The following is a 12442-nucleotide window of genomic DNA, read 5'->3' as shown; positions in this document are numbered from 1 at the left end:
GCGCCACGGCGGGCGGAGCGACCGAGAGGCGTCCGCCCGCCGCGCTCGTGGCTGTCGTCGTGGTGCTGGCGGTCGGCGCGCTCGTTCCGATCGGGTACGTCGTCCAGGCGGCAGTGGCCATGGGCTGGGACCAGCTGTCGACGCTCGTGCTGCGCCCCAAGGTCGGCGAGCTCCTCCTCAACACGGTGCTCCTCGTGCTGATCGGCGTGCCGGCCACGATCGTCCTCGGCGTCGGTGGGGCGTGGCTCGTCGAGCGCACGTCGCTCCCCGGCCGCGGCATCGTCAAGGTCGCGCTGGCCGCGCCGCTCGCGATCCCGGCGTTCGTCGCCAGCTACGGGTGGGCGAGCGCCCTGCCGTCCCTCAACGGGCTGTGGGCGGCAGTGCTGGTGGCGACGCTGGCGTACTTCCCGCTGGTGTACCTGCCGGCGCTCGCCGCCATCCGGGGCATGGACCCGGCGCTCGAGGAGTCCGCGCGCACCCTCGGCATGGGGTCGTGGGCCGTGTTCTTCCGCGTCATCGCTCCCCAGCTGCGTCTGGCCGTGCTCGGCGGGGCGCTGGTGGTCGCCCTGCACCTCCTCGCCGAGTACGGCGCGTTCGCGTTCCTGCGCTTCGACACCTTCACCACCGCGATCGTGGTCGCCTACCAGAGCACGTTCGCCGGTCCGAACGCCGCAGCGCTCGGACTCGTGCTGGCTCTCCTCTGCCTGGTGCTGCTGGTCGTCGAGTCCGCCGCGCGCGGTCGGGCACGGTACGCCCGCCTCGGGGGCGGGTCGCCGCACCCGGCCGCGACCCTTCGCCTGGGTCGCTTCACCGCGCCGGCCCTGATGGCGGTCGCGGTGGTGCTCACCGCCGCCCTCGTGGTGCCTCTCAGCACCGTCGCGCGGTGGCTGCTGCGAAGCGATCCGGGCGCGTTCGGCGACGTGGCGGTGGCCGCGCTGCAGACACTCGGGCTCGCGGTCGCCGGCGCCGTGTGCACGATCGCCGTCGCCTTTCCGTTCGCATGGCTGGCGGTGCGTCACCCCGGACGGGTGTCCCGGGTGCTCGAGGGCACGGCGTACCTCGCCAGCAGCCTGCCGGCCATCATCGTGGCCCTCGCCCTCGTCGCGGCCACCCTCGCGTTCGCCCCGGCGCTGTACCAGACGGCGTTCACGGTCGTCGCCGCCTACGTCGTCATCTTCCTGCCTCGCGCGCTGGTGCCCCTGCGCGCCGGCCTCTCGCAGGTTCCGGAGTCGCTGGAGGAGGCGGCGCGCGCCCTGGCGGTGTCGCCGGCGGCGGCCCGTATGCGCGTCACCATGCCCCTGCTGCTTCCGTCGATCGGAGCGGGAGCGGCCCTCGTCGCGCTCGGGGCGGCCAATGAGCTCACGGCCACGCTCCTGCTGGCCCCCACGGGCACCAGCACCGTCGCGACGAGCTTCTGGTCCGCGGCATCCGCTCTCGACTATCCCGCCGCAGCGCCCTACGCCGTTCTGCTCGTGCTGCTGTCGGTGCCTGCGGTCGCGCTGATGTTCGCCCACGCGACGGGGAGGACCGTGCGATGACCCTGCGACTGGACGGCGTGTCGAAGTCCTTCGGCGGCAGCCAGGTGCTGCGCGACGTCTCACTCGAGGTGCCCCGCGGCACCCGCCTCGCGCTGGTGGGGGCATCGGGCAGCGGCAAGACGACGCTGCTGCGTCTGGTCGCAGGGTTCGTGGATCCGGATGCCGGCAGGATCAGCCTGGGCGGCGAGGAGCTGTCGCGACCGGGCCGCAGCGTTGCGACCCATCGCCGCGGCATCGGCTACGTGGCGCAGGACGGCGCGCTCTTCCCGCACCTGTCGGTGGGACGCAACATCGCCTTCGGCCTCCCCCGCGGGGCGGGCCGGGCCCAGCGCGTGCGTGAGCTGCTGGAGCTCGCGTCGCTCCCGCCGGAGTTCGCCGACCGCATGCCGCACGAGCTCTCGGGCGGGCAGCAGCAGCGGGTGGCCCTCGTGCGGGCCCTCGCCCAGCGGCCGCGCATGATCCTCCTCGACGAGCCGTTCAGCGCGCTGGACACCGGACTGCGTTCGGCGACGCGGGATGCGGTCGTCGACGTGCTCGAGCGCAGCGGCGTCACCGCCGTGCTGGTCACGCACGACCAGCACGAGGCGCTGTCGTTCGGCCACCAGGTGGGCGTGCTGGTCGGCGGCCGCCTGGTGCAGTCGGGCGACCCGATGGCCGTCTACGACGCGCCGGTCGATGCATCCGTCGCCCTCTTCCTCGGCGATGCCCTCGTGGTCCCCGCCCGCGTCGACGCTGACGGCGTCGAGTGCGGATTCGGCCGCCTCGCGGTGCGCCACGACCTCTCCGGCGGGGCTGCGCGGGTGCGTGCGATGGTGCGGCCGGCGCAGCTGCGGATCGCGGCGCTCGCGCACGGCGCGGCCGCGACGTTGGCGCCGGTGGCCAACGGGGTCGTGACGGCGGTGCGTCCGGCAGGCTCGACCGCCGACCTTCGGCTCAGCGTCGGATCGGGGGAGCTCTCGACCGAGCTGATGTACCGGGTGCCGCAGCACCGGGCGGCGGCCTTCGCCCCCGGCACCGCGGTGCGCGTCGTCGTCGAGGGGGGCGTCGTGCTGTATGCCGCCGCCGGCGAGCCGACGACGGGGAGCCTCATGGCCGCGCAGCCCGCCGCCGACCGCGCGCCCGCAGCTGCTTCACCGCTCGTGGAGCCGCGCCGCTCAGGGTGACGTAGGCGCGGTACGCCAGCACGCCGACGGCGAAGGACAGCAGTGTGCCCAGCCACGGCGCGGTCTGCTCGAACGGCGGGTAGACCTGCCAGTGCGTGAGGTAGACGAACAGCGATGCGGCGGCGACCGTGACCAGCAGCGGTACGGCGATGCGGGGGACAGGGATCGCGCGAACCCACACGAGCGCCAGGATGCCGACGGCGACGATGGCTTCGCGGACGGGTTCGCCGAAGAAGCCCCACACCGATGCGACGGCCACGACCGACACCACCGCGCGGCGGGCGGTGGTGTCTGCGCGCGCGATGAGCCAGCCGAGTGCCACCAGCCAGAGCACCCCGATGGCGGTGTAGCGCTCCACGTGCTCGGCGGTCAGGCCCGTCGTCACGAACCGCGCCGCGAGGGCGACGGCGAAGAGGGCGAGCGCGAACGCGAAGGGCGCGCGGCGCTCCAGCCGGTCGACCGGTCGCACCGCGAGGAGCAGAGCCGCGCCGACGAGGGCCCACAGCATCGCCTCCAGGAACCAGAACTGCCACTGCTCGTTCCACCGGCCGTCGCCGGGCACCAGGTTGTTGACGAGGGCGACGGTCGTCGGCGCATACTGGCCGGTGACCAGCGCGACAGCGCCGATCCAGAGCACGGCCGGCACCACGAGCTGTGATGCGCTGCGCCCCAGCCGCCCCAGCCGCCCCAGCCGCCGCAGCCGCCCGGTGCCGGTCGAGGTCGCCAGCTGGAATCGCGCCAGGTTGTAGCCGGCGACGGCCAGCAGCAGGTGCGCGCCGCCCTTCAGGGTGAGGAGGTCGGCGTGCGTGGCCACGATGAGGAAGATGGCGGCGGCGCGTAGCACGACGGGCGTCTCGAGTCGCGTCCACGCTCGGCGCCGTCGTGGCGTTGCCCGGCCTCTCGGCGCCGCAGTCGCGGAGGGCGGCGCGGGCGGCGTGGCCGCGGAGTGCGGCGCGGTCGCAATGGCGGTCGCCGTCGCGGCGGCATCCTCCGCCGCAGTGACCGCGGCCGGAGCGGCCGATGCCGCCAGCTCGCGCGGGGTGAGAGCGGGCCACTCGCGCGGCAACGTGCCGAGCAGGTCCTCCAGGCGCAGCGAGATCTCGACGTAGCTGAGCGAGTCTCCGCTGAGCGCCGCGAACGAGTCGTCGAGGCCGGCGCCCGGTTCGCCCAGCAGCGCGGCGTAGAGATCGCGGACGCCCTCGGCCGTCACCGCTGCACCCTGCGCCGCGCTTGCGCCGGCAGCCGGGGCGGTGCGGTCGCTGAGTTCGGCGTAGCGCGCCAGGGCGGCGTAGTCGCGCTTGCCGTTGGCCGTGCGGGGGAACTCCGCGACGGCGTAGGCCGAGATGATGTGCGCCGGCACGCCGGTCAGCGCGGCGGCACGCGCACGGGCTCGCTCGGCCGCGCGCTCGGAGGTCGCGAAAAGCAGCAGACGCTCGTCGACGGTCGTGGCGCGCGTCTCGATGCCCTCCTCCTCCAGCAGCTGCTCGATGCGGTCGAGGTCGAGCCGAAGCCCGAACACCTTCACGAACCGGTTGATCCGGCCGACGATCTCGTACAGCCCGTCGTCGCGACGTCGCGCCACGTCGCCGGTGCGCAGCTCGGTCGCGTCGGGACCGAGTGCGAAGTCCTCGGGAGTCTGCGCGTACCCCATCATGACGTTCGGCCCCTGATAGACCAGTTCCCCGGTGCCGGCCTCGTCGGCGGCGTCGATGCGGAACGTGCCGCCCGGGATCGGCCGTCCGATGGCGCCCGCGTGGGTCTCGGCGAGCTCGGGCGGGAGGTAGGCCATGCGGGCGGTGGCCTCGGTCTGCCCGTACATGACGTACAGCTCGAAACCGCGCTCGCGGCCGAGGCGCGCGAATCGGCGCACCGTGTCGGGCGCCATGCGCCCGCCAGCCTGGGTGACGTACCGCAGCGAGGGCAGGTCGCGGGTGGCGAAGCCGCCGGCTTCGAGCAGCTCGAAGGTGTACGGCACTCCCGCGAACGACGTCACGCCCTCCCGCCGCGCCTGAGCCCAGAACTCCTCGTCGGTGACCGACCGGTCGGTGAGCAGCAGGCTGGCCCCCGCGAGCAGGTGGCTGTTCACGACCGAGAGGCCGTAGCAGTACTGCAGCGGCAGCGTGGTCGCGGCTCGGTCGCTCGGGTCGAGCCGCAGGTACTCGGCGATGGCGGCGGCGTTGCTGCGCATGTTCTCGGCCGAGAGCCGCACGAGCTTCGGCGATCCAGTCGACCCCGACGTGCTCGAGAGCATCGCGAGGTCGGGGTGGAGGTCGTGGCGGCTGCCGGGGCGACGCTCGTCCAGCACCCAGCCCGACGGGCCGTCCGCGGCGATGACATCGGGGTCGAACCGGCTGACCAGCGCGTCGCGATGGGCCCGGGGGCCCTCGGCGTCCGAACCGTCCACGAGCAGCACGGGGTGACCGCCCTCCAGTGCCGCGAGGTACGTCACGATCGGCTCGAGCGCGTTGCTCGCTGCGATCATGACGAGTCGTCGGATGCCGCCGAGCTCGTCTCGCCGGCGTCGCACGCGGTCGCTCAGCTCGGCGTAATCGATGCGTGCGCCGTCCGCGATCAGCGCCGTGTCGTGCGCCCTGCCACCCAGCAGAGAGAAGCCGAGCGCGGTTGCGGTTGCAGTCATGGGGGATGGGTCCTCCGAGAGTGCGAGCCGGAGGAGCACGCGACGATCAGGGCAGGTTTGGCTATCCTAACCTCCGCTGACTGTCGTGCCCTGAGTGTGACGGCGCCTGCCGCCGGATCACCGCTTCATCGAGTCCGCCCGCGCGTGGCCGGCATCGGGCGTGGACGTCGCCGATGGCGGGAGGGATGCTGCGGAGGGAAGCCGCCCTCCCAGCGCGCGGAGCGCGTAGAGAATCGTTGCGAGATCCACGAGCTCCTGGATGAGCGCGCCCGCGACGGCGGGGATGACGCCGGTCATGGCGACGAGCATCAGCCCGATGCTCAATCCGATGCCGATCCAGATCGCAGTGAGAGCCACCTGCAGCGTGTGCCGGCCGATGGCGATCGCGTCGACGACCTCGGTCAGCGAGTCCACGAGGACCACGACGTCGGCGGCGTCACCGGCTGCCGTCGCGCCCTTCGCGCCCATCGCGACGCCGACATCGGATGCCGCCAGCACCGGCGCATCGTTGACCCCGTCGCCGACCATCATCATGGGGCGCGGGCGCATCTCGCGTGCGAGCTGGACCTTGTCGGGCGGAAGCATCTCGGCGTGGACCTCATCGATACCCACTTGCTGGGCGATCGATGCGGCCGTGGCGGAGGCGTCGCCCGTCAGCATCGCGATCCGCTCGATCCCGTTCGCACGGAGCCAGGCGACGACCTGGGAGGACTCGGGTCGTGGATCGTCGGCGAGGATGAGAGTGCCGGCGAAGCATCCGTCCACCGCGACATAAGCGGCCGCCTGTCCCTGCGTGAGGGCGGCGGGAACCGTGTCCGGTGCGAGAGCGGCGACGAAGGAGCGCTTGCCGACCGCCACGTGCCGGCGTCGAACACGGCTTCGACGCCGTTCGTGGCCACCTCGGAGGCGTCATCCGACGTCAGGAGCTCCACGCCGCGGTCCATGGCGGCACGTCGAACGCCCTCAGCGAGAACGTGGGACGAATACTGCTCTGCGGATGCGGCGAGCTGCAGCACGTCGGCGGCGTCGAAGCCTCCTGCCGGACGGATGGCGATGAGATCCGGCCGTCCCTCGGTCAGGGTTCCCGTCTTGTCGAACGCGATCGTGCGCACGCGGGCCAGCTGTTCGATGACGGCGCCGCTCTTGATGATCACGCCATCCTTCGCCGCCCGGGACAGTCCGCCGAGAAAGGCCACCGGGGCGGCGATGAGGAGCGGGCAGGGCGTGGCGAGGACCAGCACTTCGGCGAACCGCGTGGGGTCGCCTGAGAGGGCCCACGCGGTGCCGGCCAGGACGAGGGAGACCGCCGTGAAGGGGATCGCGAAGCGGTCGGCGAGGCGGACGACGGGCGCCCGGGATTCCTGCGCTCCCCGGACCAGGGCGACGATCTGCTGGTACTGGCTGTCGCGGCTGAGGCGGGTCGCCCGCATCGTCACCGCGCGCGTCCCGTTGATCGATCCCGACATCACCTCGCTTCCCGCCTCCCGGGTCACCGGCATGCTCTCGCCGGTGAGGGAGGACTCGTCGAACGTCCCGCCGGCGCTCAGGAGGACTCCGTCGACCGGCACGATCTCCGATGGCCGCACCAGCAGGACGTCGCCGATGGCGACATCGTCCACGGGGAGGTCCGACACGTCTTCGGAGCCTCCGGAGTCCGCACGGAGGACATGTGCGATCCGTGGCGATCGGTCCAGCAGCGCGGTCAGGTCGCGCCGGGCCCGCCTGCCGGCGTAGTCCTCCAGCGCCTCCCCGCCGGAGAGCATCAAGACGACGATCAGAGCGGCGAGGTACTCGCCGACGGCGAGCGCCGCGACCATCGCGACCACCGCGAGGATGTCGAGCCCGACGTGCCCGCGGAGCACGTCTCGCACCATTCCGACGATCGTCCACGCGATGAACGCCGCGACGTACGCGGTCGCCACCCATCGGGCCGCGGTCAGCGCGCCGGCGAACTGCAGTGTCAGCACCACGCCGAGCGCCGCCACGGACGCGATGATCACGGGGTACCGCCGGATTGCGCGAATCATCGCCACGTCCTCAGCATCTCGCCTTCCCACGGCTCGTACCACTGCGGCGATCCGCGCCGGCCGCGTCGAGTGCACGCTACGCTCAGCGATTCGCGCCAGCAGGGGTCTATGGTCCCGCGGCCTTGCCGTCCGACCGCCCACGCCAGCGACGACGCACCGGTCGCCGGGGTGCGGTCAGCGTGGAGGCGTCTGCACCAGCACGCGCCGCGCACGCACGGGAGAGGGCACGAGGAACACCAAATCGTCACAAGATCGCAAGATCGGCAGGGGACCGCCGAGGGCCGGTGTGACTAGCGTGGACCTGAGCGGGCATGCTCGCGCCCGCCGAAGCGAGGTCATCGACATGTGCCTGCGCGCTCCCGCAACGCTGACTTTCCTCATCGCAAGCCTGCTCGCGATGACCGGTTGTGCCACCGCCACGGACACGACCGGAACGTCGACCGCACCGACCGTCTCGGATGGGCGGTCTCCAACGCCTGACCCGACGACTCCACCAGGAGATGGTGCGTCCGACGATAGCTCGCCGACTCCGTCGGCGCCGCCGGGCGCATACGTGGACTATTCCGACGGCCTGATCGAGGCAACGACCGGGACGAAGGCGTTGTTCTTTCACGCGTCCTGGTGCCCGCAGTGCCGCGCGCTCGACGAAGCCCTGCGTGCCGAGGGGGTTCCCGACGGGCTCACCGTGTTCAAAGTGGACTACGACAGTCGCACCGATCTGCGGCAGAAGTACGGCGTCACGCTGCAGACCACGATCGTCTTCGTCGATGATGCCGGTGAGGCGATCTCGTCGACCGTTCTCTACGACGATCCGTCCGTCGACTCCCTCGTGGCCGCCATCCCCTGATCGGGCGCCATGACCGCTTCGCTGATCGGTGCACTGGCTGCGGGAATCCTCACCGTGGCCGCGCCGTGTGTGCTGCCTCTGCTGCCGATCATCGTGGGAGGATCGATCGTCCGCGATGGCGGTGCCCGGCGGGAGCGCTGGCGTCCGTACGTGATCGCGGCATCTCTCGCCGTGAGCGTTGTCGTCTTCACTCTCGCGCTGAAAGCGACGACCGCGCTGCTGGGCATCCCCCCACAGGTCTGGCAGGTCGTGTCGGGCCTCATCGTCATTCTCCTCGGGATCGACCTGCTCGTTCCGGCCCTGTGGGAGCGAGTCTCGGCGCGGCTCCACCTGCCGGCGCGTGCCGGCGAGGCACTCGACCGATCGGTGGCGCGTCAGAGCTTCAGCGGCGACATCCTTACGGGCGCCGCGCTCGGGCCGGTTTTCTCGAGCTGCAGCCCCACGTACGCGCTGATCATCGCTGCGGTGCTGCCCGTCTCGTTCCTGGAGGGTCTCGCGTATGTCGTCGCGTATGCGGTGGGCCTCGCCGGGATGCTGCTCCTCATCGCTCTCCTGGGCCGCCGTCTCGTGCGGCGGCTGGGGTGGATGGCGAAGCCCGACGGGTGGTTCCGTCGGACGGTCGGCGTGCTCTTCGTGCTCGTGGGAGTGGCGGTCATCACGGGATTCGACAAGCAGCTGCAGACGTGGATCCTGGACGCGGGGATCTACGACCCGATCGCCCAATTCGAGGAGTGGATCGGTGCCGGATGAGGCGCCGCCGGTAGCGCCTCCGTTCCCGCCACACAACCCGATGGGCCGGCAGGAAGGTCTCTCCTAGAGTTCGAGCATGTGGGTCGACAGCTGGTCAGACGTCGCCCGCGTCGTGGTGGTCTTGGGGGGCAACGGCCGGATCAGCGTGATCGCGATGAGCGAGCTGGGCAGCGGCTCCAGTCTCAGCGGCATCCCTCGCCCTGAGAAGTGAGATTCGGCAGGCGGGAGGAGTCGGGCATGGCGGAGCACACGAGCCGCGCGGCGACGGGGTCCCGAGCGCGAGGGTCGAGCGGCCGCGGCCCGGGGTCGGCTTGGTACGCCCGGCTCTCGGAGTCCGTGGAGTCGCGGCTCTGGCCCCTGCCCCTCGCGGTCATCGCGGTTGCGGTCGCTCTGGGCATCCTCCTGCCTCGCGTCGACCTGCTCGTCGACGCCAGTCTTCCGGATGCCGTCGATTCGGCCGTGTTCAACGGCGGCGCTGACACGGCGCGATCCGTCTTGTCATCCATCGCCGGGTCGCTCATCACCGCGACGTCGCTCACCTTCTCTCTGACTGTGATCGCCCTGCAGCTTGCGAGCACCCAGGCTTCTCCCCGCGTACTGCGGCTGTTCGCGCGTGACCGTCAGGTTCACTGGACGCTCGCTGCGTTTCTGGGGACATTCGCGTATGCGATCACGGTGCTTCGCTCTGTCCGCTCGCCTTCGGAAGATACGCCGGAATTCGTTCCCAGGATCTCCGTGACGGTCGCGTTCGTGCTGACGATCGTCAGCGTGGTGATGCTCATCTTCTTCCTCGCCCACCTGGCGAAGCAGCTCCGCGTCGAGACGATGCTGAAAGACATCCACGCCGAGACCGACCGCGCCGTCCGCCTCGTCGGCGACCGCAGCGAAGCGGTCTCCGCCTTCCACGGGCAGGCTGTCGTCCCACGCGGCCCGACCACCGTCCGAGCAACGGCCAGCGGGTTCATCACCGGGGGTGACCTTCCCACCCTGGTGCAGCTCGCCGAGGATCATGGCATCGTCGTCGAGGAGCTGCGGCAGGTCGGCGACAACATCGTGGCAGGGACTGATCTCGCCAGGTGGTGGGTGCCCGACGAGGAGGCCGGCTCGGCCGATGAGCCCGTGATCGCCGAGAAGATCCGCAGGATCTACGCCATCCGGTTCGAGCGGACCAGTGTCGAAGACATCCGGTACGGCATGCAGCAGATCGTGGACATCGCTTTGCGGGCGCTGTCGCCGGGCGTGAACGACCCGACGACCGCCGTGCATGCCGTCGGCCACCTCAGCGCCATCCTGATCAAGGCGGTCGCCATGCCGCGGCCGCCCGAGGCGGTCGCGGGCCCCACGGGCCTACTCCGAGTCGTGACTCATCGAACCGCCGCGGCCGATGACCTCGAGGCCGCGCTTGAGCCGATCCGACACTACGGATCTGGCGATCAGTCAGTCGTCGCGCGCTTCATTCAGCTCATCGAGGAGGTGTCGAGCTCGACCCGAAACAGAGACGTCCTGCGATCACTGATCGGGCAGCTGGACGCTCTCGCGCAGCAACTGGAGGGCGATCGTGTCGACCCAGCGACTTCGGAGAAGACCCTGCGTGCGGCGCTGGCCGCGCGGCAGCACCTCGCCCTCGCTCTGGAGGAAGACGAAGGTGCTGCCTCGCCGGCGCCGCTCAGGCGCTCGCGCCCTCGATGACCTCCAGCGCGCGTCGTGGGGTTTCGGGAGGACGCCCCTGGAGGGACTCGAAAACGTTTTGAGCATTCTGCATAGCAACGCCGAGCGGCAACTTCCGCGTAATTCCGCGGGTTGTCAGGACCACGACGACATCGAACGACGTCCGAAAACAGCCAGCGGCGAATAGAATGCGGCCAAAATGCGGGCAAGACTTGCCACTGCTGGAGAGGATCTCAGGCTCACCTCAGAACTGAATGCGGGCAAGTCGGTATTGGCCGCTAGTTGAAGGGCGTGATTTTGGGCGCTCTGCTCGCAGACGCGCGTCTTGCTTCGCAGAGTGCTCAAATACGGCTTAACGGATCTCGATGTTGTCAGCGACCGATCGAGGGCCCCGGTGAACGTGGCCTGACCGAGGGGTTGGTGAACTGCTCGCGGAGCTGCTGCTCGCGAGCCTGGACAAGCACCTCGCGACCAGTGGCCTCGTCGACGAGGCCGGCAATCCGCGCCCGATTCATCATGCGCGTCGCGGTGCTGACACTGACGCCGAGCTGTTCCGAGACGAGCTTGAGTGGACCGTCGTTGATGACCGAGGCGAGCCGGTAGAGCCTGACCGCCTCACGCAGGTTCTGTTCCTCCGAGCGCGACTCGTCCGCCTTCAGCCGTGTCAGGTATTGTCCGTAGGTCTCGGGCTCGGACAGACCGCCGTCGATTCGGATAACGCGAGCTGCAGCCCACTTGACGATGGCCTGAACTCGGAGGTCGCGCAGCAGCGTGGTGGTCACCTCATCGCCCTGGCCGCTCCGATCCACTCGAATCGACTCAGCCGCTGCCCGCCGCAGCGTCGGGTCGTACACGACGTGCGCGCGCACGGCACCCGGAATGTCGGGAAGGCCAGTCACGACGGCGACCCACGAGCGTGGAATGTGAATGCCGTCGCCGGCATCGAGGATCTCGTCGTCGATCAGCTCGATCGAGAGTTCAGGCATGCTGCGAGTTTCCCAGTTTCAGGAATCGCGAGCAAGTGATGACATCGAGCAATCACGGGTGTACAGTGCGTGAGCAAGTGATGACATCTACCATCCAGCGAAGGAGAAAGTCATGAACTCATCGCCGAATTCGCTTGCCCTGACGATGAAGGAGGCCGCGAAGCTCGTCGGGGTCGACTACCGCACGATCAAGCTCGGCATCGAGAGCGGGACCATCCCCACGATCCAACTCGGCCCGCGCCGGATGATCCCCCGCGTCCCGCTGCTGCGCGCCTTCGGCGTCGACGCCTGATTGCGGCGCGACAAGCGCTGCAGCCCAACGTCGAAGCAACCGGCAGGCTCGGTCCGATACTTCTGCGGGCACCGCCACGATGAGGAGCGCTCAGCGGGCGCTCGACCAAATCGCGAACATCAGTCGGGCGGCACCATATGTCGTGGACTCAACTGCTGACGAGGGTTGACCCGCGGGACGGCGCGCAGGGGTGCGTCACGCCCGACCTCACCGCCCCGCCGCTCGTGGCTGCGCGGTGCCGCTTGCCGTCTCGGCGCTCTTGCCTCGGGTCGTCGCCGTAGTGGGCGCACAATTAGCGGAGAGGTGGCCTGACTGCGCCACCCGCGCGGTCGCATCCTGATGGTTGCCTGGGCGCTCGGGCCAGCGCTCGCGGGGAAATGAGGGGAAGCTCTGAAAAGGACGGCTCGGGCAGATACGACATGATATTTTCGCAACAGCGTCGATGGTCTAATACGGCAAGGGCGCCCGCCTTCATCAGCCCGAGAACAGGGCTCCTCAGAGCGGGAGGTGTTCGTTCGAATCGAACCGGCGCA

9 protein-coding genes, 1 tRNA gene and 1 pseudogene are annotated in these 12442 nt (G+C 70.3%); 8 read left to right on the top strand and 3 right to left on the bottom strand.

Annotated features, from left to right (window positions below; translation table 11 throughout):
• Nucleotides 1-47: 47 nt before the first annotated feature.
• Nucleotides 48-1538 (top strand): ABC transporter permease, encoded by a 1491-nt coding sequence (locus IR212_RS10915; RefSeq protein WP_228479278.1) that lies wholly within the window; start codon nt 48-50, stop codon nt 1536-1538.
• Nucleotides 1535-2701, top strand: coding sequence for an ABC transporter ATP-binding protein (locus IR212_RS10910; protein ID WP_194395946.1), 1167 nt, complete (start codon nt 1535-1537; stop codon nt 2699-2701). The genes IR212_RS10915 and IR212_RS10910 overlap by 4 nt, the downstream gene beginning before the upstream one ends.
• Here the strand turns inward: IR212_RS10910 and IR212_RS10905 are convergent.
• Together IR212_RS10905 and IR212_RS10900 are read right to left on the bottom strand one after the other, a co-directional pair.
• Nucleotides 2625-5339, bottom strand: coding sequence for a non-ribosomal peptide synthetase (locus IR212_RS10905; protein WP_194395945.1), 2715 nt, complete (start codon nt 5337-5339; stop codon nt 2625-2627). The genes IR212_RS10910 and IR212_RS10905 overlap by 77 nt on opposite strands.
• A gap of 117 nt (nt 5340-5456) precedes the next feature.
• Nucleotides 5457-7366 (bottom strand): annotated as a pseudogene (locus IR212_RS10900) (heavy metal translocating P-type ATPase).
• Nucleotides 7367-7661: 295 nt separating this feature from the next.
• Here IR212_RS10900 and IR212_RS10895 point away from each other — a divergent pair.
• From IR212_RS10895 to IR212_RS10885, 4 genes are all read left to right on the top strand, one after another.
• The gene (locus IR212_RS10895) at nt 7662-8213 is read left to right on the top strand and encodes a thioredoxin family protein (RefSeq protein WP_194395944.1); all 552 of its coding nucleotides are present in this window, start codon (nt 7662-7664) and stop codon (nt 8211-8213) included.
• Between the two features lie 9 nt (nt 8214-8222).
• Nucleotides 8223-8963, top strand: a complete 741-nt coding sequence (locus IR212_RS10890) for a cytochrome c biogenesis CcdA family protein (protein ID WP_194395943.1) — start codon at nt 8223-8225, stop codon at nt 8961-8963.
• A gap of 76 nt (nt 8964-9039) precedes the next feature.
• Nucleotides 9040-9174 carry a hypothetical protein gene (locus IR212_RS17245; RefSeq protein ID WP_273542093.1) on the top strand — a complete coding sequence of 45 codons (135 nt, stop codon included), beginning with the start codon at nt 9040-9042 and terminating at the stop codon, nt 9172-9174.
• 26 nt (nt 9175-9200) lie between these two features.
• On the top strand, nt 9201-10652 hold the full coding sequence (locus IR212_RS10885) for a DUF2254 domain-containing protein (protein ID WP_194395942.1): 1452 nt from the start codon (nt 9201-9203) through the stop codon (nt 10650-10652).
• 350 nt (nt 10653-11002) lie between these two features.
• Here IR212_RS10885 and IR212_RS10880 read toward each other — a convergent pair whose 3' ends face one another.
• Entirely contained in the window at nt 11003-11617 is a 615-nt protein-coding gene (locus IR212_RS10880; protein ID WP_194395941.1) for a hypothetical protein, read from the bottom strand.
• A gap of 112 nt (nt 11618-11729) precedes the next feature.
• Between IR212_RS10880 and IR212_RS10875 the strand changes: the two genes are divergently transcribed.
• Nucleotides 11730-11909, top strand: a complete 180-nt coding sequence (locus IR212_RS10875; protein ID WP_228479277.1) for an excisionase family DNA-binding protein — start codon at nt 11730-11732, stop codon at nt 11907-11909.
• A gap of 436 nt (nt 11910-12345) precedes the next feature.
• A tRNA-OTHER gene (locus IR212_RS10870) sits at nt 12346-12442 on the top strand.

This window comes from Microbacterium atlanticum, from assembly GCF_015277815.1.
Lineage (GTDB): Bacteria > Actinomycetota > Actinomycetes > Actinomycetales > Microbacteriaceae > Microbacterium > Microbacterium atlanticum.
Note: the sequence above shows the minus strand (reverse complement) of the source record. Positions and strands in the feature narration are given on the sequence as shown.

Bases quoted from the DNA above. Each gene is read 5' to 3' on its own strand.
- IR212_RS10890 (WP_194395943.1), top strand. From the start codon at position 8,223: ATGACCGCTTCGCTGATCGGTGCACTGGCTGCGGGAATCCTCACCGTG.
- IR212_RS10880 (WP_194395941.1), bottom strand. From the start codon at position 11,617: ATGCCTGAACTCTCGATCGAGCTGATCGACGACGAGATCCTCGATGCC.
- IR212_RS10905 (WP_194395945.1), bottom strand. From the start codon at position 5,339: ATGACTGCAACCGCAACCGCGCTCGGCTTCTCTCTGCTGGGTGGCAGG.
- IR212_RS17245 (WP_273542093.1), top strand. From the start codon at position 9,040: ATGTGGGTCGACAGCTGGTCAGACGTCGCCCGCGTCGTGGTGGTCTTG.
- IR212_RS10910 (WP_194395946.1), top strand. From the start codon at position 1,535: ATGACCCTGCGACTGGACGGCGTGTCGAAGTCCTTCGGCGGCAGCCAG.
- IR212_RS10875 (WP_228479277.1), top strand. From the start codon at position 11,730: ATGAACTCATCGCCGAATTCGCTTGCCCTGACGATGAAGGAGGCCGCG.
- IR212_RS10885 (WP_194395942.1), top strand. From the start codon at position 9,201: ATGGCGGAGCACACGAGCCGCGCGGCGACGGGGTCCCGAGCGCGAGGG.